Below are 21,226 nucleotides of genomic sequence, written 5' to 3' on the forward strand. Positions count from 1 at the left end.
TCCTTGGTTGAAATCACCTACGTATAGAAAGTCTGGCAATCAGCGACGATGGCCGTACCGGACTCGAGGAATAATGTGGGCCATCTCGTTTGCCCTTCCAGCGCCTTCGACAGGATCGATCCAACGGCCTTGCCATACTCAGCGAATGTCGCGGGTGGCTCAGCCCGGCTTCGCCACAGGCTTTGGGGCATGTTGGAGAAGAATCCGCCGCCGATGTTCAGGATATCTGGCGGCGTATCGGGAAAGACCCGTCGCATAAGGTCCACAAGGCCATGCGCCCGTTTGCGGAAACTTTCGAGATCGCGGTCGGGGAAATGGCGGTGCAGGCTCCTAAAGGTCAGCATTTGGGATATCGCGAATAGTAGAAAGTGCCGTCTGGAGTCACCGCCATCGATTTCGAAGCCAAACCGCGAGATGCTGCCACTGATGGCGAAGTTTCATATCGAGTTCGACTGGGCAAGGACCATGAAAAGTGGAATGGACACACAGAGAAAAAACGTTGGTCAGCGGTCTATTTGTATGCAACGGAGGATCATGAACCTCAGTGGAATTGGAACCCTTTGCTAGAAAGGCTTCTCTATCGGTGACCAACAGCCTGCCGTCGCAAAATCAGTCTGAACCGTAGAACCGCAAAGCCAGCCAGGGCTGCGATACTTGAAGTCTCCACCCTATCAGGCTTTACTGCCCTCGGTTCTTCTGGGGACATTTCTGCTTCGTAAACCCAGTGACATTTCTACTTGGTTGCAACAGTGGTTAGATATTTTTTGTCCGATGGCTAAATGATGAGCGCCACCGAACAACTTGATGCCCACGGTCAGCGAGTGTTTCAGTTATTATATCGGTGTGCCACTCACGCCGAGCTAATACATCGCGCAGCTCGGCGGGGTCTTCTTTCCAAAAGCGCATTCTAATGCCTCGGTTAGCACTTGTGGATCAATACGGCAGTTGTTTGTTGGTGACCAGTACACAGAGTACTATATTTGGTCTTTGCTTAGGCCGTGTGATGATTGTTATGTTGATAAAGTTACCTAATATATTTTAGAACATAACATGAACATCTCTAGGGATTCGGTTGTGTGATCTATGTTGCTTTCTCCATCCACAAAGCGTTTGCACCGGCCCAAGGCTCAGGGGGTGCGCCCGCTTATGTCGGAAATCTTTCCCGACGTGGCGACCGATGCCGGGGCTGTTGGGTTTGTGTTGGCCAATCTTCCGCCCAAGGCTGCGCCCGTTCTGTGGGTGCAGGATCATCTGTCGCGCAAAGAGACGGGCGCGCCTTATCTGCCGGGGATCGGCACGAAGCGCCCGATCATCCAGGTCGATGCCAGCCGCGCCATCGATGTGTTGTGGGCGATGGAGGAAGGCCTGCGCTGTCAGAGCCTGACCACTGTAATTGGCGAAGTTTGGGGCGATCCGCAGGCCTTGGATTTTACCGCGACCAAGCGCCTTGCAATGCGCGCGGAGGCGGCAGAGGTGCCCTGTTGGCTGGTCCGTCGCGCTGCGTCGCCCGATTTGAGTGCGGCGCGCGACAGGTGGCGGGTCGTTTCACTGCCCTCGGCCCCGCATCCGTACGACCCACAGGCCCCTGGCAACCCACGTTGGCAGGTGGAGTTGTTTCGATCCCGCAATCGCCCGCCCGGTACGTGGGTGGCAACCTATGACAGGGCGGCGGATCACCTCAATCTGGCTGCCCCAGTTCGCGATGGAGCGGTGGCAGCGCGTGATGGAAAGGCAGGGCAACGCGCCGCCGGATGATGCACCGATTGCGCTGACGCGCGAGGGACATCATGGCCCGGTCATTCATGCGGTGAACCGTGCGGCCCGTCTGAACGGGATCAATGTGGGATCGCGCATCGTGGATATGCGTGCGATCTGCCCGGAATTGCAGGTGGAATATGCTGATCCTGCAGGGGATATCGCAGCGCTGGACAAGCTGGCGCTGTGGGCGCGCCGCTGGTGTCCGTGGTCTGTGCGTAATGGGGCGGATGGGTTGATTTTGGATACGACCGGGTCGGACCATCTGCTGGGTGGTGAAGCGGCAATGCTGGTGGAAATGGAGACGCAGCTGTCCATGTTGGGGCTAAGCGCGCAACTGGCCGTCGCGCCGACATGGGGGGCGGCTTGGGCGCTTGCCCGGTTTGGGCCTGTGCGGTCGATTTGCGGCCTGGATGAGGTGGGGTTCAAGCTGGGCGCTTTGCCGGTGACCGCGCTGCGGTTAGAGCCGGAGACGGTGCTGTTGTTGCGTCGGTTGGGGCTGAAGACTATCGGCGCAGTGATGGATGTGCCACGCCTGTCCCTGACCCGTCGCTTTGTGAAAGCGGCGCTAGAGGCGAACCCGCTGATGCGCTTGGATCAGGCTTTGGGGAAGCTGGCAGAGCCTGTGGCAAGTGTGGATGCCAAGCCCCGGTTTAGGGTGCAGAGCCGGTTGGCGGAGCCGATTTTTGATCCGACCCCCTATCTGCCCCAACTGTGTGAGGAATTGTGTGACAAGCTGCAGCAGGCAGGTCAGGGATGCCGCCGTTTGCATCTGACCGTTTATCGCACCGACGGCGATGTGAGCCATGTGGATGTCGCGACCGCGGCCATGACCCGTGATCCGGCACATTTACATGGGTTGTTTCGCGACAAGGTAGAGCGGATCAACCCGGGCTTTGGTTTTGACCTGATCACGCTGGAGGCGGGTGGCGTGGAAGAGATGCAGGTGCGTCAGAACCGGCTGGATGGCGGCACGGATGATGTACTGCATCTGACACGGCTGGTGGATCGGTTGAGCGCGAAGTTCGGGGCGCGTGCGGTGACACGGCCTGTTTTGCACGAAAGCCATGTGCCAGAGCGCGCCGAAGGAAAGGTCGCGTCATTGGCGGGTGGTGCAGAGCCTGGCGTGTCGACGGCGCGTGAGCGTCCGTTGCGGCTGTTTGCCCATCCTGAAGAGGTGAATGTGCTTTATGCAGTGCCGGAAGGGCCACCCGCGCAGTTTATCTGGCGACGGCGAACCCATCGTGTCGCCCGGTTCACGGGACCCGAGCGGATTGCCCCGGAATGGTGGCATGACCGCCCGAGTACACGGCTGCGCGATTACTTCAAGGTCGAGGATCAGTCGGGGCGGCGGATGTGGCTGTATCGGGAAGGCCTGCATGAGGATGGGCGCGGGGGTGATCCGCGCTGGTTTGTGCATGGGTGTTTTGCGTGATGATTAAGCAGTCGTTTGTGTGGAGGGGTTGGGATGCCTCCGGCGGGAGTATTTTTGGCAAGATGATAAGGGCTTTGCCTAATGCCTGAGATGGACAATCAGCGGCCGCGGCGAACGATTGAGGAGGGTGGATTTCAAAGGAACCCAAGGGCACCTTTTGTCGAACTGGGGGTGACGACCTGTTTTTCGTTTTTGCGTGGCGCGTCGGATGCCGTTGATCTGGCCACGACGGCCAACAGGCTGGACTATGACAAGCTGGGTTGTGCGGATCTGAACACCATGGCCGGTGTCGTGCGGCTGCATGCCGAGGCGCTCAAGGCGAAGGTAGACCCGGTTATCGGGTGTCGATTGGAGTTGGTCTCGGGTGAGGCGTTTTTGGCTTATCCGTGTGATCGGGCGGCTTATGGGCGGCTTTGTATGCTGCTCTCTAAGGGGAAAATGGAGAATGTGGAGGGTGAATGGCAGGAGAAAGGCGCCTGCCATATCACGCTGGATGATTTGGCCCAGCATAGTGAAGGAGTGCAGTTGATTGCTTTGCCGGGGGAACAGCTGAATCAATTCGCGGCGGGCTTTCGTCGTTTGAAAGCCGCTCTACCGACGCTGAGACATATCGCGGCGAGTTACCTTTATCGCGGGGATGATCGGGCGCGGATCAATCGGCTTGATCGGTTGGCCAAGGCGCATGGGCTGTCGATCCTGGCGACGAATGACGTGCATTATCACGCCCCCGACCGGCGGCCGTTGCAGGATGTGATGACCTGCATTTTGCACAAGACGACGATCCATAAGGCGGGGTTTCTGCTGGATGCGAATGCAGAGCGGCATCTGAAATCACCTGCGCAGATGGTCCGCCTTTTCGCGGAATGGCCGCATGCGATCCGGGCGACGCGGGATGTAGCGGATGCGTGTGAATTTGCGTTGACGGAACTCGCATATGAATACCCGAAAGAGACGGTGCCAGAGGGGCGGACGCCGCAGGAATATTTGGAAGAGCTGACATGGAAAGGGGCCGCAAGGCGGTATCCGAGAGGCGTGCCGGAATCCTTGAAGGCGACGCTGCAAAAGGAACTGACGCTGATCGGAAAGCTGGAGATCGCGCAGTATTTTCTGACGATCCAGCGCGTTGTGAATTACGCGCGGTATGAGTGCAAACCGCCGATCCTGTGCCAGGGGCGTGGGTCGGCGGCGAACTCTGCCGTGTGTTATGTATTGGGGATTACCGCCGTGGACCCCGATAAGAATGATCTGCTTTTCGAGCGCTTCATCAGCGAGGAACGCAAAGAACCCCCTGATATCGACGTCGATTTTGAACATGAGCGGCGGGAAGAGGTTATCCAGCATATCTATCAGGAATATGGTCGCGATCGCGCGGCGCTTTGCGCCACAGTGATCCATTACCGCCCACGCATGGCCGTGCGCGAGGTGGGGAAGGTGATGGGATTGTCCGAAGATGTGACTTCGGCCCTCGCCAAGACGATCTGGGGGTCTTGGGGCCGTACGATCGGGATGAAAGAGGCCGAGGAAGCGGGGATTAACCTGAAAGACCCCTTGATGGCCCGCACGATCAAGCTGGCTGATCAGATGATCGGGATGCCCCGCCATCTTGGCCAACATGTGGGTGGCTTTATCCTGACCGAGAAGAAGTTGATCGAGACGGTGCCAGTGGGTAACGGCGCCATGCCCGACCGGACGTTTATCGAGTGGGATAAGGACGATATCGACGAATTGCGCATTCTGAAGGTCGATGTGCTGGCGCTGGGGATGCTGACCTGCATCCGCAAGGCGTTCGATCTGATCGAAGCGCATTATGGGGAAAAGCTGACGCTCGCGAGCATCAAGGGGGGCGACAAAGCCACATATGACATGCTGTGCAAAGGCGACAGCTTGGGCGTGTTCCAGGTTGAAAGCCGGGCGCAGATGAATATGCTGCCGCGGCTGCGTCCGCGCGAGTTTTATGACCTTGTCATTCAGGTCGCCATCGTCCGTCCTGGACCAATCCAAGGCGACATGGTGCATCCTTATCTGCGACGGCGGAATGAGTTGGAGGATGAAGATTATCCGTCGCCCGCTGCGCCGCATGATCCGAATGAGTTACGCGCTGTTCTGTCCCGTACCAAGGGCGTACCGATCTTTCAGGAGCAGGCGATGAAACTGGCCATGGTTGCCGCCGAATTTTCCCCCGATGAAGCCAACCAGTTGCGCAAGGCGATGGCCACGTTTCGGTCCAAGGGTACGATCGGCGAACTTGAGGACAAGATGGTCAATCGCATGATTGCGCGTGGCTATGAACCGGAATTTGCGCATCGGTGTTTCAACCAGATCAAGGGGTTCGGTGATTACGGTTTTCCCGAAAGCCATGCAGCCAGCTTTGCGCATCTGGTTTATATATCGAGTTGGATCAAGTGCCATTATCCGGATGTGTTTTGTGCCGCGTTACTGAATTCTCAGCCGATGGGATTTTATGCTCCCGCTCAGATTGTCCGCGATGCACGCGAGCATAAGGTCACTGTTCGTCCAGCGGATGTGAATTACAGCGATTGGGATAATACGCTGGAACCTATTGGCGATGGTCGCTTTGCTGTCCGGCTGGGGTTGCGGCAGATTGATGGCGTGTCCGAAGAAAAAGCAGACCGCATGATACGCCTGCGCAATGTACCCTATGCAGATCTGCAAGAGTTGAAAGAGCATGCACGGATTGATGCAGGCACGATGCACAAGCTGGCCGCGGCGGATGCGTTCCGGTCGATGGGGCTGGACCGCAGACAGGCGCTTTGGGATGCGCGGGCCCTGCGGGATGCGCCGGACTTGCCGCTGTTTGCCGAAACCCGGGATGAAGGATCAGAGGTCGCCTTTCCTCTCCCCCAGATGCCGACCTGCGAACATGTGGTGGCCGATTACCAAACTTTGCGCCTGTCGCTGAAGGCCCACCCGTTGTCATTTCTGCGCAAAAGCATGACCCGCCAAGGTTATCGCCGCGCAGCGGATTTGACGCAGATGCGCAATGGTGAGCGGATTTCGCTGGCCGGGATCGTGCTGATCCGGCAGCGCCCCGGTAGCGCGAAAGGGGTCTGCTTCATCACGCTTGAGGATGAGACGGGCGTCGCCAACATCGTGGTTTGGCCCAAGGTCATGGTGGCGTTTCGCAAGGTGATCATGGGCGCGCGGTTGATGGATGTGCAGGGCGTCTTACAGAAAGATAAGGGCAGCGCCGTGATCCATATCGTCGCCCATCAGTTGAAAGACCGTAGTGATGCGTTGTTCAGTCTGTCGAACGATCGGATGCAGGTGCCTTTGGCCCGTGCGGACGAGGTGAACAAGCCCGTGCCACCCTATAAACAGCGTCATCCACGGAATGTGCGGATCATTCCGAAATCACGTGACTTTCACTGATCAGCCGTAACTGCGCACGAGGCTCGATGCGATCAGGCTCCACCCATCGGCGACGACAAAGAAAGCGAGCTTGAAAGGCAATGACACGATCGCCGGCGGCACCATCATCATACCCATCGACATCAACACTGCAGCGACGACGAGATCGATGATCAAGAATGGCAGGAATATCAAGAAACCGACCTGAAAAGCGCGCTCCATCTCACTTAGCAGAAAGGACGGCACAATGATCGACAACGGTGCTTCATCAACAAGCGTTCCCGGGGGCACATCCGGCCGCAGGTCCGCCAAAATCATGAATGTATCAGGATCGATCCGCAGCGACATAAAGGCGCGTAGCGGCGCCATTGTCAGCCCGAAAGCCTCTTCCACTTCGATGTTACCGGCAAGAAGCGGTTCGATTCCAGTACTCCACGCATCAATGAAGACGGGTTCCATCACGAAATAGGTCAGAAACAGCGCCAAACTGACGATCAGCATGTTCGGAGGTGATTGTTGCAGCCCGATGGCCTGCCGCAAAATCGCGAAGACGGTCACGATGAACGGAAAACAGGTCACCATGATCGCGATCCCCGGCACAAGGCTCAGGACCGTGATCAGGATAAGTAGCTGTATCGCACGCGCAGTCAGTGAACCATCGTCACCGAGGTCAATCGGCAGATCCTGTGCGTTAACCGGTCCCGCGACCAGGGTCAGCGCCAGCGCGATCAATCCAAGCCGCAGCATTCAGATCAAATCGCCCTTATGCACTGCGACTTCGGTCAGGCGTACCGCGAGCTGACCGGGCTCTCCACCTTCGAGTTCCTGCAATTCGCCCCGCGCGATCAGGCGATCACCGACGTAGAGCTCCACAGGATCTTCGATTTTCTTGTCCAAAGGTAGAACTGCGTTCTCACCCAAGCTGAGCAGGTCGCGAACAAGCGGGCGGGCCTTGCCGACCGTGACCGATATCTCAATCGGGATACGTTGAAGCGGGTGATCATCTGCAGCTGTCTGCGTGTTGTTCAGGTCATCCATAATGTTCACTTTCTTCTTCTGCCGTACTGATGGCGGCCAAAATTTCTTTGATGTCAGCGAGAGCCCGATCCATGTCTATCCGCACCTCTTGTCCCGCTTGACCGATCCAGGCCGCATGCGGGGTAAGGTGTGGGTCTGTCGCGATCTTGATGTCCAAAGGCACGTCCTTTACTGCCGCCACGACGGCGGACACAGTGTCGGGGTGCAAATGGAGTGTAGCGGGTGGCAGTGCTGCATCGGCGTTCTGCAACAGCATATGTGCGATCTGCTTTGGAAAGCCGGTCTGAACGCAATGCGGCAACAAGCGTTCCGCAATCGCGTCGAACAACGGCTCGAGCGATTTGAAGATTTGCATGCGCGCTGCGAGGTAGGTGAATGACAGATCCGCCACATTCTGCACAAGCCTGTCATCCAGAATCGCGCCATCGGCTTTCGCGGCCGCTTCGCCCGCCGCGAATCCTTCGGCATAGCCTTGGTTGAAATCAGGACCATGCCCATCATCATTGAGGGCCGCCTCAAAGGATTCGAGCGCCAAACCACTCATTGTTTAGGCCTCTTGTTTCTGCGCTGGTTCCTCGATCCATCCCTGCAAAACCTGAATCGTCTCGGTCTCGCGGTCGGAGATCAGATTGCGCAGACGTTTGACCGGATCCTCAGGCACGTTCGTCGTGTCATCGGCGGTATAGTCGGTTACGACTTTCATCTCGGGAATTTCCGGGGCGGGTTCTGGAAGCGCCATTGTGTCATCCACCGGGGGCAACGCTTTTGGCTGGCTGAGAATTGGTCGCACCACGAAAAGTCCCAAAACCAAGGCGACGAAGGCCAGTACACCAACCTGTATCAGTTGCATCAGATCAAGCGGTAGGGCCGTAGAGGCCCCTGAACCTTCCGCGCCAAGCTCTGCAATCGGCTGGAATGACATTGATCGCAATGTGATGACGTCCCCCCGGCTTTCATCAACCCCGATAGCAGAAGCAACGAGCGCTTCGAGCGATGCCAGTTCCTCGGCACTGCGGGGTTGAGTCGTTGTCGTACCATCCGCGGCGACCGTCGTGACGTCGTTGACCAATACAGCGACGGTCAACCGGCGCACGGCACCGGGGCCGCGCAGCACTTGGCGTTCAGTTTCAGACACCTCGTAATTTGTCAGCGCACGGCTTTCGGTATTTTCATTCGATGCGGCTCCGCCAGCGCCCCCCGCATCGCCATCGGGCAGGTTGGAGGCCACGGTCACATCGCCGCCACGACTATCCGATGAGGTTCCGGCGCTTTCAGTCACGTCCGTGCTGATGGCGACCCGGCTGTCCGGGTCAACCCGGCGCTCTGTGATTTGTTCGGTTTCCGTGATCGTATCGATGGATACCTCAACCACGGCATTTCCGACCCCAACACGCGCGGCCAACAGCCGTTCGGCCCTTTGCCGCAAGTTTTCAGCGCGCTCATCAGCGCCGGCGACAAGGTTCTGGCCGTCGGGATCAGAGAGCAACCCCCCGCTGTCATCAATTACCGTGACTGCGTCAGGAGACAGCCCCGGCACGGTCGCACCAACCAAGTACTGCAGCGCCTTGATGTGTGGGGACGAAAGCGTGCCACCGGACGTCGTCACCGTGACCGCTGCGGTTGGCGACTGATCGCGTTGGAAGGGGCGGTTGGCCGGCGTCGATATGTGCACCCTTGCCGCCCTTATGTGTGGGCTTGCCAGGATCGTACGCGCCAGCTCCCCCTCTTTTGCGCGCCAATAGGCGGCATCGAACATCTGAGAAGTCGTGCTGAATCCGGAAAGCGAGTCGAGCAATTCGTACCCTTGGCTTCCAGTCATGGGCAGCCCCTCACCAGCGAGGGACATGCGCAGCGTATCCCGTTGGCCAGTCGGGACATAGATGCCGGTGCCACGCACCTCATATACGATGCCGCGTTGATCCAACGCCGTGATGACATCGCCTGCCGCCCGAGCCTCTAGCCCGCCGAAAAGAAGGGACATATCGCGTGTGCCAGCCCCCCGAGCGAGCAGTAAAACAGCGACAAAAACAACCAATGCGGCAAGCCCCGCAAAGACCCGACGACGTCCGTCTAGGCGCGACCAATAGTTGCTGACATTTTGCAATCTGGATTCTCCATCGCGTTGGCATTCTGCCCGATATCCTTGTTTTGGCGAATGAGGATTAACAATCGGTTAGGGCTTACCGGTTTATGTTCGGTAAAAATTCTACGAAGGAATCTATATGTCTGCAGAAGCTGATGTTGCGGAAACGCAGCCCAAAAAGGGTGGGAAGGGGCCGCTTCTTTTCGGCGTTATTCTGGCCGTCGTCGGAGGTGTCGGCGGTTTCTATGCCGTTCAATCGGGAATGCTGGACCATGGCGATAAAGAAGCCGAAGCCTCAGAAAAGGCCGACCCACCCAAGACCGATTTTGCGTTCGTCGTAATTGACCCGCTGGTCATTTCGTTACCATCCGCCAATGGGCGCGATCACCTGCGATTTGCCGCGCAACTGGAGGTAGCACCGCAATACAGCGCCGAGGTGGAAGCGATCAAGCCAAGGATCATCGACGTGCTGAATGGCTATCTACGCGCGGTCGAACTCGCCGAACTCGAGGATCCATCAACGCTGATACGAATGCGCAGCCAGATGTTGCGGCGCGTCCAAGTCGTTGCTGGGGAAGGGCGGATTCGCGATCTGCTCATCATGGAATTCGTTTTAAGTTGAGGATTCGATATGACGATTATTGCAGATATACTGTTGGTTGCAGGTGCGGTTGGCGCGGGGTTTTATTGTCTGGTGCTGTCAAGGCGGTTGCGGCGCTTTTCCGACCTTGAGAAAGGCGTGGGCGGTGCAGTGGCAGTGCTATCGGCGCAGGTGGACGATCTGTCCCGAACGCTGAACGCGGCTCAGAATACGGCAAAAGGCTCGGTCGATCGTCTCGACGACGTCAGCGCCCGAGCGGAGGCTGCGGGCAAGCGGCTCGAACTGTTGGTAGCGTCCCTGCACGATTTGCCGGGCCCTGCCGAAAAACCCAATGAAGAAACCGCATTTTTCAGGCGCCGTGGAACGGGCGGCGAGGCGCGACAGTAATGGCCAGATTGCATCATCGGTCAGGCAGTACGCTGTACGCCATCTGTGGACTCTTGCTTGCCTCCGCGATCATACGTGTGTCCGCAGAGGTCGCGCCCGCCTTTGCGGCACCAGTCGATATACAGGAACGGACCGCAGATACCCGCGACGATGACCGGCGCGCAACCGGTGCGCTGCTTGCTGCCTTGCAAGAGCGCGAAGCCCGGGTCGCCGAGCGCGAGATGCAGCTGCAGGATCGCATGCAGGCGCTTGAACTAGCCGAGAACGAGATCGCCGGGAAGTTGGCTGAATTGGTCGCAGCCGAACAAACCTTGTCTGCAACAATCAGCCAGGCAGAGCGGGCCGCGGCGACCGACTTGGATCGCCTCACCCGCGTCTATGAAAACATGAAACCACGGGAGGCCGCCGCGCTGTTCGCGGAAATGCCTCCGGAATTCGCGGCCGGATTTCTAGGTCTGATGCGGCCCGACGCTGCTGCGGCAATCATGACGCAATTACCACCCGAAAAAGCGTTTTCATTCAGCGTAGTTCTTGCCGGACGCAACGCGAACACTCCGACCGAATAGAGGAAATCACGACCATTGGTGAGAGAACGTTAATCCCTTGCCGCTATCACTGAACGCTACAGGCAGGCACGAACGATAAGGGGAATTGCGTCCAATGGTCGGGCTGATTGGCATTGTCATTATCTTTGTGATGGTGTTCGGGGGCTACCTGCTCGCCGGCGGCAAGATGGGTATCATCCTCAAGTCGTTACCTTTCGAGATGATCATGATCGGGGGTGCGGCTATCGGTGCCTTTGTGATCAGCAACGATACCAGCGCGATCAAGCACACGCTCAAGGATCTTGGGAAAGTTTTCAAAGGTCCTAAGTGGAAGGGCCCGGACTATCGCGACCTGCTATGCATGCTTTTCGAACTTATCCGCGTGGCAAGGGCGAATCCGGTCGCCTTAGAAGGTCACATCGAAGATCCGGCCAATTCGGCGATTTTCACGAAGTACCCCAAAATCCTCGATGATGAAGAGGCGGTCGCTTTGATCTGTGACACACTCAGATCGGCGTCGATGAATTATGACGATCCACACCAGGTTGAAGAGGTGTTGGAAAAGCGGATCGAGGCCAGTTTACACCACAAGATGCATTCGACGCACGCCTTGCAGACGGTTGCCGATGGTTTGCCCGCGCTCGGCATCGTTGCCGCTGTTTTGGGTGTCATCAAAACAATGGCCTCGATCGATCAACCACCGGAAATACTGGGTAAATTGATTGGCGGTGCCCTTGTCGGAACATTCCTTGGGGTATTTCTAGCCTATGGCCTTGTCGGTCCGTTTTCGGCAAAGGTGAAGGCTGTCATAGAGGAAGATGCGCATTTCCATCAGTTGATCCGAGAGGTACTGATCGCAAATCTGCATGCCCATGCGCCTAATATCTGTATCGAGGTCGGGCGCCAGAACATGCCCGGCCACCACCGCCCAAGCTTTGGCGAAATGGAAGAAGCGCTAAAGGCCGCCAAACAGGACGCTGCATGAAATTCGTCTGGTTCACGATTTTTCTGATCGGCGTTGCACACGTCGGAAACGCCGAGACGATCCGCGTATCGACCGGGGAACATGCGGATTTCACTCGCGTGGTTCTGCGATTTCCAGTCAATGCGGATTGGGATGTAGGTCGCTTTGGGGATGACTATGCCGTGCAGATCGAGGGGGCAAGGAGCTTTGATCTGACAGATTTTTTCCGACTGATACCCCGCGATCGGATCACGGCGGTTGCCACTGTACCCGGTGGCGATGTGCTGCGATTGAGGATGGGTTGCGATTGTAACGCACAGGCATTTCTGGATCGCCCGGGCATCCTGGTGGTCGACATCGCGGATGGTTCACCCCAGGACGACTCTCTGTTCGAAGCGCCTATCGAAGCAGACTCCAAACTGGATATCGACGGTTACTCGATCGCAAGCAATCGCCTGTTTCCATTGATCAACACCGATCGAGTCGGCTTTTCAGCGGTAGAAAAACCGGAGGATAAATCCGGCCCGGGCCCGGTATCAGCGCCAGAGAGTAAGGCGATGGCATCCGTACTGTCCGATCTCGAGGCCGCGGTAACCGAAAGCATCGATATGGGCCTGTTCCACGGCTCTTTGAACCAAGAACCTAGACCTGAAGAGTTTCCACCGATAACCGCGGTATCTGAACCCGCGCCCGGGCTTCGTTTGACGACCGGAGTCGACGAAAGATCGGCCGCTCCTGGTCCTGATAGCGCCACGACGCAAAGTGGTGCGGGCTGCATTCCAAATCATCTTGTTGACGTCGAACAGTGGGGCGATGACAGATCCTTTGCGGAACAGATCGCCGAAGCACGGGACGAGATCGCGTTGGAGCGTGAACGCATGAACGCGGAGGCCATCCTAACCTTGGCGCGTCTATACGTTCACTTTGGCTTTGGTCGAGAAGCACTTCAAGCCTTGGAGATGCGGTCGATGGACTCGCGAGAAACGCAGTATCTTGCCGCTGTCGCGACGATTATCGACGATCTTCCCGGACAGCCCGGGCTGTTTTCGGAACAAGCCAGTTGCGACGCCAAGGTCGCGCTGTGGGCGATGCTGGCCACTGAACAACCAGATACGACAGTGAATCCAAACGCAATTCTGAGAGGCTTTGCCGCTCTGCCCGAACACCTTAAGAAGGTGCTGGCCCCGCGTCTTGCCGATCGATTCATTGCGATCGGCGATCACGACGCCGCCGCACAGATTCTGGACCGGCAAGAAAACAAAACAGAGCTGACGCCTGAGCTGAGACTGTCGAGGGCCAATCTGCAGGATGCAGTGGAAAGCCCAGAAAACATCGATTTTTCGGAGTTCATACGCGGCGGTGACCGCGTTGGTCCCGAAACGATGATCGCGCACTTCGAAAGTGCCGTCGAAAATAGAATAAATCTCACACCCGACGACTTTCTTTTAGGCGATGCCATACGCTTTGAATTGGCAGAGGAAGCCCGCGCAGTCGATGTCGCAGTCGCCCAATTCCGGGCGTATCTTTCTCAAAACGACTTTGATGGTGCCCGCGCGATCTTTGACGAGATTGCCGAATTAGCCGGTCGCGAACGACGCGACGCTTTATGGGAAACCTATGCCCAGACAGCAACGGACGCGATGGATGACGCGCCCTTCTTACATTTTGCTTTCGATGTCGATGTGGATAGCCTGCCGATACACGCGAGGGCAGATATCGCCGATCGATTGCGCGCCTTGGGTTTCGACGGTCGGGCAAGATCGCTTGCGGCGGAAAAGCCATCCATATCCCCGAATGCGCCACAACCCGTTGCCCTCGATACAGAAATTACAGATCTTCAGCAGTGGCGGGACAGGGATTGGCAAGGCCTAACGCAAAGCGATGATGCACTTTTCGGGGAGATTTCCCATCTGGCGCTCGGCGAATCCGGGCCAGCATTTGATGACACAAAACCGTTGGCAACCGGCCGCGAGGCGATAGAGGCCTCAAGTGAAACGCGCCAGCTGATCAATCAAATGCTTCTTCGATTTTCGCGACCGTCAAACCCCGGGGAAAGCGGATCATAACAAATTGTCAATCCTTCGAACTTAGATTCCAGATGAAGACGACCAGAAGGGTTCGAGTCATGACTTGCGCAGAAGAGCGAGCCAAAAATGATGCGCTTCAGGGGCTGCTACTGCGCCATGGCGACAAGTCGTGCCCGGCGGAAGCAGATTTGGTCAACGGAGGTAAAATCCCTAAGCGATCGGCCCAGTCTGACCGCGCCCCAAACACATCTTGTTGGAGGTGCGGCAGATGACTTTTTCGATACGGCAAATCTTTCAACCCACCATCATACTCGCGCTGGCGCTGATGGCGGTGATCGTGATGATGATACTGCCCATGCCAGCCTGGGTTTTGGATATCGGGCTGGCGGCCTCTTTCGCGCTGGCGATCCTGATTTTTACGGTGACGCTGTTCATCGACCGCCCGTTGGATTTTTCGGCATTCCCGACAGTGCTTTTGGCATCACTGATGTTGCGGTTATCGCTCAACGTTTCATCGACAAAATTGATCATCGGCGAGGGGCATACCGGGACAGGCGCCGCGGGCGGAGTGATCGAAGGTTTTGCCATGTTCGTTATGGGCGGCAACGTCTTGTTGGGGCTCGTGGTCTTCTGCGTTCTTCTGATCGTAAATTTTGTAGTCATCAACAAAGGCGCGACACGTATGGCAGAAGTCGGCGCGCGTTTTGCGCTTGACGCCATGCCGGGCAAACAGCTTGCGATCGATAGCGATATGTCAGCCGGTGCCATTGATCACCAAGAGGCCAAAGAAAGACGAGAGACGGAACAGGCCGAGACGACGTTCTTTGGATCGCTTGATGGCGCATCGAAATTCGTCAAAGGAGATGCGATCGCCGGATTATTGATCACAGCATTGAATCTGATCATGGGATTGATCATCGGTATTGCGGTTCACGGTATGCCGATCGGGCGTGCATTTGAAACATATGCGATATTGACGGTTGGTGATGGTTTGGTTTCGCAAATACCCGCGGTCGTGATTTCGATTGCGTCAGCTTTATTGCTCGCGCGCGGTGGATCGAAGGGTGCTACAGATCTTGCGATCGCATCACAACTTGGCCGCCATCCCGCCGCTCTTGGCACCGTCGCACTGTTGATGGGTCTGTTTGCGCTTGTGCCCGGACTACCTTTCCTCCCGTTTCTGATCGGTGCCGCCACACTTGGTTTGTGCGCATTTGCCGTGCGTCTTGCCGCGGATAAAGCCGCCAAGAGTGAAAAGCTCACTGCACCGCCGATCGAAGATAAAGCCAAGCGGGAGTCGATGGGCGACATTCTTGATCTGGACGATATCCATGTGGAATTTGCGCCCGACCTCGTCGATATGGTGCTGGACCCCGGGACGGGTCTGGATGCGCGGATCGCGAATATGCGCAATCACATCGCGACATCGTTCGGCGTTCTGTTGCCGGAAATCCGTTTGACTGACAATGCGTCGCTTGCGGCCGGGAGCTATGTGATCCACGTGCAAGGGGTCGAGCAGGTGCGCGATACATTGCGGGCAAATCATGTATTGGCACTGATCAATGACGCGGACGCCACCGACCTGGATGGTGACCCGGTGAAAGAGCCGGTTTATGGCGCGCCGGCAAAATGGATTGCGCCCGGCGCGCAAGAGGCCGCAGCCTTGGCCGGTATGACGACCGTACAACCCACAGAGGTTTTGGCGACGCATCTTCTTGAGATCGTGAAACGCAACTTTCCACGGCTTTTGACCCACAAGGCGCTTCGAAGGCGTCTTGATGAAATGGTCAATCTGAGCGATGCGACACGCTCAGAGGCGAACAAGAAACTGTTGGACGAACTGATCCCCGACAAAGTTCCGATGGACGTTCTTTTGGCCGTTCTACGCCTTTTGCTTGAAGAGCGTGTTTCGGTCCGGAACCTGCCGCTTATCCTTGAGGCCATCGCCGAAGGGCGACAACTGTCGCAGACCGCCGATGGCATCGCAGAACATGTTCGTCAGCGCCTTGGCTTTCAACTGGTCGCCGGGATCAGGCGGCATGATGGCACGATCCCTTTGGTACAGCTTGCGCCGGAATGGGAAGACACCTTTACGATGTATGAAATTCGTGGGGAGCGCGGCCAGGGCGATGTTGCTCTGCCGCCCGAGAATTTCAACCAACTTGCCGATGGCATTGCGGATAAGCTGACTCAGGCTGCCGACGCCGGGACCTACGCAGCGGTTGTAACGACCATGCGCCGACGACGCTTTCTGCGCACGGTACTGGCAGCCAAGGGTATCATGAACCCGGTCTTGTCCTTTGAAGAAATAGGCATTGACGCCCGCCCCGCGCTGGTTGGTCTTGTACCGGCATGATCGCCGATCTGACCACACTTGTGCCGACCGGACAGGCAATGATTTGGACAGGGTTTGCCGTCTTTATCCGGATCAGTGCGATGATGGCGATCTTACCGGCATTCGGCGACCAACCTATCCCTGCCCGCATACGTTTGGTCTTGGCGATTATGTTCACGACCGTGGTCGGCCCTGCCGTCGCCGAGGATGTTGGCACGCCGCCGGGGCACAGTCTTGCGTTGGCAAAGGCACTGGGTGCCGAGATGCTGGCTGGCCTTTTCTTCGGTCTGATGCTGCGATTTTTTATCCTTGCACTTCAGGTCGCCGGATCGATCGCGGCCCAATCCACATCGCTTTCGCAAATTTTCGGGGGAAGCGCGGGAGTCGACCCGCAACCAGCCATTGCGCATGTATTGGTCGTCGCAGGCACAGCGCTTGCCGCTCTGTCCGGTCTGCATGTGCAGGCTGCTGCATATATGATCAACAGCTATCAGTTAGTTCCATTTGGTGTGGCGCTTACAGGTGCGGATCTTGCCGATTTAGGGACACGTGAAGTCGCGCGGACATTTGCGTTGGGCTTTACGCTAGCAGCGCCGTTTCTGATCGCGTCGCTGATCTACAATGTCGTCCTTGGCGTGATAAACCGAGCGATGCCCCAACTCATGGTGTCATTCGTCGGGGCACCTGCGATCACCGCGGGCGGTCTTCTGTTGTTGCTTCTCACGGCACCGGCCATGCTGGCGCTTTGGATGCATGCCTTTTCGACTTTCATGATGGCCCCATTCGAGACATCGCCATGAGTGCAGGGCCTGAAGATGGCGACAAGCCATTTGCGCCAAGTCAGAAAAAGCTGGACGATGCCCGCAAACGTGGTGAAATCGCGAAGTCAGTCGATCTGATCACTGCCGGTGCCTATCTGGGTTTTACAATCGTCTTGTTGGCATTCGGCGCGACCTCTTTGACTGCGGTGGCGACAGCGATGATGATTTTGTTGGAACAAGCAGATGACCTGTCCGTCGCTGCGTTTTCGCACACTGGGCAATCCTTCATCGGGCAACTCATCGCAGAAACATTCAAGGGAACCTTCGCATTGTTCGTGGTTCCGGCCGCATGCGCGATCCTGGTCGTGGCCGGACAACGGGCCTTTGTCTTTGCCCCCAGCAAGATCGCCCCCAAGCTGGACCGGATTTCACCAATTTCCGGTTTCAAAAACAAATTCGGGCGGCAAGGGTTGTTTGAGTTCGTCAAAAGCACCGTCAAGCTGACCGTCTACTGCGTCATCCTCGGGGCTTTTCTATTTGCCCAAAGCGACCGGATCATCGGAAGTCTCGGTCTGCCGCCCGCATTGATCCTTGCGGAGATGGGCAAAATGGTCGTGTCCTTATTCATCATCGTCGTGCTTGTGGCAATCGTCATCGGCGGGGTCGACCTGATCTGGCAACAGGCCGAACACCAACGAAAAAACATGATGAGCCGAAAAGAAATGATGGATGAGATGAAAGAATCCGAAGGCGATCCCAAGATGAAACAACAGCGCAGGCAGCGCGCGCAAGATATCGCAATGAACAAGATGCTTTCGGATGTGCCAGGCGCAGACGTCGTCATTGTTAACCCAACCCACTTTGCGGTTGCCCTGAAATGGGATCGGACGACGGGGCAAGCTCCGATATGCGTTGCCAAGGGCGTTGACGAAATCGCCGCGCGAATTCGTGAGCAGGCACATGAGCATGCCGTTCCGCTGCATTCCGATCCGCCAACGGCCCGCGCGCTGCATGCCGGTACCGAAATCGGACAACAAATCGCGCCCGAGTATTATCGACCCGTCGCCGCGGCGATCAGATTTGCCGAGAGCATTCGCCAGAAAGCGCGCCGGTCATGAACGACCGGCGAAAGACGCTTGCGCTCGCCAAGCTAATGGAGGTGAGCTTTCAAGCCGCGCAGGCGGACATGGCAAAGTTGAACGGTGAAGAGGCCCAGCTACGTCAGCGGATGCGCGATCTGACGGACGAGGTCAGCCGCCGCGCGACGGCTATGCGACCGATCGATGAGCCGGCGACAATCGCTGGCGCTGATCTGCGTTGGCATTGTTGGATCGATCAACGCAAGGCGAAGATCAATGCAGAATTGGCGCGTGTTTTGGCGCGGCAAGAAACCTGCCGAATTCGCCTTTCCAAAAGTTTTGGCAAAAGGCAGATTGCCGCCGCGATAGCAGCAAAGTCCGATTCCGCAGCCAGAAAACCGGACTATGAATCCTGACGGACAATGTCGATAATCAAGACATCCGTCACGGTTTCCCCCAACACATTCTGCGCGCGCCGCAAAAGATCGTCACGTAACGTGCGCATGTTGGTCGGGCTGGTGAAGTTTCCAGAGAAACCGCCGATATTGGCGTGATTGAACATGCCTTGAAGAAATTCATGCCTTAGCCGTGGCTCGGCCGAAAAGACGGTTGTTGTGCCGCCGGTGACGACTTCGAGATTGAGCGACATCACCACCAGCGCCGCCACTTTCTCATCTTCGACGACCGGGACGACGAACTGATTATTCAGTTTGGCGTATTCGCGGTCATCGCCGACAGGTGGCGCGTATTGGCCGTCGGTCACCTCATCAGGGACATCGCAGTGGTGTTCGTCGGACTCTGCATTTGCATCTTCTTCCGATTTCAGCATCAATCCGGCCCCAACGCCGCCGCCGACACCAACCGCGGCAAAAATGACGGGTATAAGCAGTTTCATCATTCCCGATCGTGCCTCATTCAGAATGGTAGTGTATTTTCAAGGATCTGCTGCCCATAGCGTGGCTGCTGCACATCCGAAATCTGACCCCGTCCACCATAGGAAATTCGGGCCGACGCAATCTTGTCATACGTGACCTCGTTCCGGCGGGTGATATCCTCTGGCCGCACGTAACCGGTGACGATCAATTCGCGTAGTTCGAAATTCACACGCACTTCTTGCTGACCGACGATTGACAAGACGCCATTTGGCAGAACATCCGTAATCGTTGCGGCGATCCGCAGCGTCAGCTTTTCGTTTCGTCGGACACTTCCGTCACCTGATGCGCTGCTCTGCGTATTCAGGTCGACCAATGAACCCGAGCTCGCGCCTTCGGGCAAGCGTCGGTCGATACGCTGAGGGATGCCCAACAGCTGCGGGATGGCCGCCTGTTGTGAGGCCGAGCGCGAACGATCGGTGGAATTGGATATTTCGGCACTATCGTCGATCTCGATCACGACCGTAAGGATATCACCCCGGCGCACAGCACGCCGGTCTCCCAACAGCGAACCCCGTGCACCGGTCCAAAGCGAAGCGCCCGATGAAGGTGTCAACGCCGTTGTCTCGATGGCGTCCGGCAGGCCGGGATTCAGCATGGCGTTGCGTTCGATCGCCCGATCGGCCGGGCTGAAAGGAGGTGGTTTTCCAACCGGTGCAGTCGCGCAGCCGGAACAAATCAGCAGCGTTGGCAAAATGAATCTCATCATGGCTTTCTATTGCCCCACATAGCCTGCGCCATCCGCACCGATGCGCGCGGCCACGGTGCTCCGCGAACCGATATTCATAACCCGGATCACGTCACCCGGGCCCGCGCGACCCAAGGCGCGGCCTTCGGTAGAGATAACAAGGCTCCCGCGCTGATAATGTAGCGCGATCACTTGATTTCGTTCGACCACAGCGGGGAAGCCAACATCGCCCATTCGTATCGGTCGTCCGGCATAAAGGGCGACACGCGCCTCCATACCAATGATTTCGGCTGGATCGGCGACCGCTCCAGGCACGGTCTGATCCCGCAAGACAACGTCTTCGGCCATAATCGTCGTCTGAGCGGGGATCGTGCGCGCGGCAATGACCGTGTCAGCCGCCGTCGAGGTGCCAAAGCACAAAGCGAGAATTAGCCACCTCATCGCAGTTGCACCATTGCTGTCAGCATCTGATCCGCGGCAGTGATAACCTTTGAGTTCAGCTCGTAGCCACGTTGCGCCTCGATCAAGTCCGTTACTTCGCGGACGGCATCGACCGAGCTGTCCTCGAGATAGCCCTGTCTGAGCACGCCAAGGCCCTCCTCGCCCGGTGTCGTTACGACCGATGGCCCGGATGCGGGTGTTTCAAGAAAAAGGTTCGATCCGATCGCCTCCAGCCCCTTGGGGTTGGTAAAGCCCGCCAGTGTAAACTGGCCCAAGAGTTGTGGCTGAACCTGATCGTTGAAGTAACCGTAAAGCTCCCCCTCGGCATTGATGGAAATCGAGCGGGTGTCGCGTGGGACGGTGATATCGGGCACCACCGGAAAACCATCCGAGGTTACGATTTGCCCGTCACCGGTCAGCTTCAATGCACCATCCCGCGTATAGGCCGAAACGCCCGACGGCAGCGTCACCTCGAGATAGCCGTCTCCTTCGATCGCGACATCCAGATCGCCGCCGGTTGCAGCCAGCGCCCCCTGACTTAGCATCACGGAAACAGCATTGGCCCGCACACCAAGACCCAACTGCACACCCGTCGGTAAAACAGTACCATCCGAGGCGTTGATCGTACCCGGCCTGGCAAGCTGCTGATAATGCAAGTCGGCAAACTCTGCCCGGCGGGCGTTGTAACCAGTCGTATTCATGTTTGCGAGGTTGTTTGAGATGACCTCGACCCGCATCTGTTGCGCCGACATACCGGCAGCGGCAATTTTAAGTGCGCGCATAAGT

Annotated in this window: 21 protein-coding genes; 12 read left to right on the forward strand and 9 right to left on the reverse strand. The window is 57.2% G+C overall.

Annotated features, from left to right (window positions below):
* Positions 1 to 17: 17 nt before the first annotated feature.
* Complete coding sequence (locus tag V8J85_RS09935; protein ID WP_339953577.1) at positions 18 to 344, reverse strand: hypothetical protein; 327 nt, start codon at positions 342 to 344, stop codon at positions 18 to 20.
* Positions 345 to 1,146: 802 nt separating this feature from the next.
* On the opposite strand from V8J85_RS09935, the gene V8J85_RS09940 reads away from it, so the two are divergent.
* The 3 genes from V8J85_RS09940 (at position 1,147) to V8J85_RS09950 (ending at position 6,580) form a co-directional block, all read left to right on the forward strand.
* On the forward strand, positions 1,147 to 1,755 hold the full coding sequence (locus V8J85_RS09940; RefSeq protein WP_339953578.1) for an ImuA family protein: 609 nt from the start codon (positions 1,147 to 1,149) through the stop codon (positions 1,753 to 1,755).
* Complete coding sequence (locus V8J85_RS09945) at positions 1,724 to 3,190, forward strand: Y-family DNA polymerase (protein WP_339953841.1); 1,467 nt, start codon at positions 1,724 to 1,726, stop codon at positions 3,188 to 3,190. The genes V8J85_RS09940 and V8J85_RS09945 overlap by 32 nt, the downstream gene beginning before the upstream one ends.
* 81 nt (positions 3,191 to 3,271) lie before the next feature.
* The gene (locus V8J85_RS09950) at positions 3,272 to 6,580 is read left to right on the forward strand and encodes an error-prone DNA polymerase (RefSeq protein WP_339953579.1); all 3,309 of its coding nucleotides are present in this window, start codon (positions 3,272 to 3,274) and stop codon (positions 6,578 to 6,580) included.
* On the opposite strand, the gene fliP is transcribed toward V8J85_RS09950, so the two are convergent.
* The 4 genes from fliP to fliF are packed head-to-tail and all read right to left on the reverse strand — an operon-like array spanning position 6,581 to position 9,701.
* Complete coding sequence (gene fliP / locus V8J85_RS09955) at positions 6,581 to 7,306, reverse strand: flagellar type III secretion system pore protein FliP (RefSeq protein ID WP_339953580.1); 726 nt, start codon at positions 7,304 to 7,306, stop codon at positions 6,581 to 6,583. It lies immediately after the preceding gene.
* Positions 7,307 to 7,597: a FliM/FliN family flagellar motor switch protein gene (locus V8J85_RS09960; protein ID WP_339953581.1), complete on the reverse strand. Its 291-nt coding sequence runs from the start codon at positions 7,595 to 7,597 to the stop codon at positions 7,307 to 7,309.
* Positions 7,590 to 8,141 (reverse strand): hypothetical protein, encoded by a 552-nt coding sequence (locus V8J85_RS09965; RefSeq protein WP_339953582.1) that lies wholly within the window; start codon positions 8,139 to 8,141, stop codon positions 7,590 to 7,592. The genes V8J85_RS09960 and V8J85_RS09965 overlap by 8 nt, the downstream gene beginning before the upstream one ends.
* A gap of 3 nt (positions 8,142 to 8,144) precedes the next feature.
* Positions 8,145 to 9,701, reverse strand: coding sequence for a flagellar basal-body MS-ring/collar protein FliF (fliF, locus tag V8J85_RS09970; protein WP_339953583.1), 1,557 nt, complete (start codon positions 9,699 to 9,701; stop codon positions 8,145 to 8,147).
* A gap of 118 nt (positions 9,702 to 9,819) precedes the next feature.
* Between fliF and V8J85_RS09975 the strand changes: the two genes are divergently transcribed.
* The 9 genes from V8J85_RS09975 to V8J85_RS10015 all read left to right on the forward strand — a co-directional run bounded on the left by V8J85_RS09975 (position 9,820) and on the right by V8J85_RS10015 (position 18,795).
* On the forward strand, positions 9,820 to 10,302 hold the full coding sequence (locus V8J85_RS09975; RefSeq protein WP_339953584.1) for a flagellar basal body-associated FliL family protein: 483 nt from the start codon (positions 9,820 to 9,822) through the stop codon (positions 10,300 to 10,302).
* 9 nt (positions 10,303 to 10,311) lie between these two features.
* A complete protein-coding gene (locus V8J85_RS09980; protein WP_339953585.1) occupies positions 10,312 to 10,668 on the forward strand; it encodes a hypothetical protein in 357 nt (118 codons plus the stop codon).
* Complete coding sequence (locus tag V8J85_RS09985; protein ID WP_339953586.1) at positions 10,668 to 11,234, forward strand: MotE family protein; 567 nt, start codon at positions 10,668 to 10,670, stop codon at positions 11,232 to 11,234. The genes V8J85_RS09980 and V8J85_RS09985 overlap by 1 nt, the downstream gene beginning before the upstream one ends.
* A gap of 94 nt (positions 11,235 to 11,328) precedes the next feature.
* Positions 11,329 to 12,198 carry a flagellar motor stator protein MotA gene (motA, locus tag V8J85_RS09990; protein WP_339953587.1) on the forward strand — a complete coding sequence of 290 codons (870 nt, stop codon included), beginning with the start codon at positions 11,329 to 11,331 and terminating at the stop codon, positions 12,196 to 12,198.
* A 326-nt stretch (positions 12,199 to 12,524) separates the two neighbouring features.
* Positions 12,525 to 14,243 (forward strand): hypothetical protein, encoded by a 1,719-nt coding sequence (locus V8J85_RS09995; RefSeq protein ID WP_339953588.1) that lies wholly within the window; start codon positions 12,525 to 12,527, stop codon positions 14,241 to 14,243.
* Positions 14,244 to 14,472: 229 nt separating this feature from the next.
* Complete coding sequence (gene flhA, locus V8J85_RS10000) at positions 14,473 to 16,560, forward strand: flagellar biosynthesis protein FlhA (RefSeq protein ID WP_339953589.1); 2,088 nt, start codon at positions 14,473 to 14,475, stop codon at positions 16,558 to 16,560.
* Positions 16,557 to 17,339 carry a flagellar biosynthetic protein FliR gene (locus V8J85_RS10005; RefSeq protein ID WP_339953590.1) on the forward strand — a complete coding sequence of 261 codons (783 nt, stop codon included), beginning with the start codon at positions 16,557 to 16,559 and terminating at the stop codon, positions 17,337 to 17,339. Before flhA ends, V8J85_RS10005 begins: the two co-directional genes overlap by 4 nt.
* Positions 17,336 to 18,418 (forward strand): EscU/YscU/HrcU family type III secretion system export apparatus switch protein, encoded by a 1,083-nt coding sequence (locus tag V8J85_RS10010; protein ID WP_339953591.1) that lies wholly within the window; start codon positions 17,336 to 17,338, stop codon positions 18,416 to 18,418. Before V8J85_RS10005 ends, V8J85_RS10010 begins: the two co-directional genes overlap by 4 nt.
* Positions 18,415 to 18,795 carry a hypothetical protein gene (locus V8J85_RS10015; RefSeq protein WP_339953592.1) on the forward strand — a complete coding sequence of 127 codons (381 nt, stop codon included), beginning with the start codon at positions 18,415 to 18,417 and terminating at the stop codon, positions 18,793 to 18,795. The genes V8J85_RS10010 and V8J85_RS10015 overlap by 4 nt, the downstream gene beginning before the upstream one ends.
* Here the strand turns inward: V8J85_RS10015 and V8J85_RS10020 are convergent.
* Genes V8J85_RS10020 through flgG form a run of 4 tightly spaced genes read right to left on the reverse strand, consistent with a single transcriptional unit; the run spans position 18,783 to position 21,222 of the window.
* The gene (locus V8J85_RS10020) at positions 18,783 to 19,277 is read right to left on the reverse strand and encodes a flagellar basal body-associated FliL family protein (protein ID WP_339953593.1); all 495 of its coding nucleotides are present in this window, start codon (positions 19,275 to 19,277) and stop codon (positions 18,783 to 18,785) included. The two genes, V8J85_RS10015 and V8J85_RS10020, sit on opposite strands and share 13 nt — an antisense overlap.
* A 17-nt stretch (positions 19,278 to 19,294) precedes the next feature.
* A complete protein-coding gene (flgH, locus tag V8J85_RS10025) occupies positions 19,295 to 20,017 on the reverse strand; it encodes a flagellar basal body L-ring protein FlgH (RefSeq protein WP_445285895.1) in 723 nt (240 codons plus the stop codon).
* A gap of 9 nt (positions 20,018 to 20,026) precedes the next feature.
* Positions 20,027 to 20,440 carry a flagellar basal body P-ring formation chaperone FlgA gene (flgA, locus tag V8J85_RS10030; protein ID WP_339953595.1) on the reverse strand — a complete coding sequence of 138 codons (414 nt, stop codon included), beginning with the start codon at positions 20,438 to 20,440 and terminating at the stop codon, positions 20,027 to 20,029.
* On the reverse strand, positions 20,437 to 21,222 hold the full coding sequence (gene flgG / locus V8J85_RS10035; protein WP_339953596.1) for a flagellar basal-body rod protein FlgG: 786 nt from the start codon (positions 21,220 to 21,222) through the stop codon (positions 20,437 to 20,439). Before flgG ends, flgA begins: the two co-directional genes overlap by 4 nt.
* Positions 21,223 to 21,226 lie beyond the last annotated feature (4 nt).

Origin of the sequence: Yoonia sp. 2307UL14-13 (genome assembly GCF_037572755.1) — a bacterium.
Taxonomy (GTDB): domain Bacteria; phylum Pseudomonadota; class Alphaproteobacteria; order Rhodobacterales; family Rhodobacteraceae; genus Yoonia.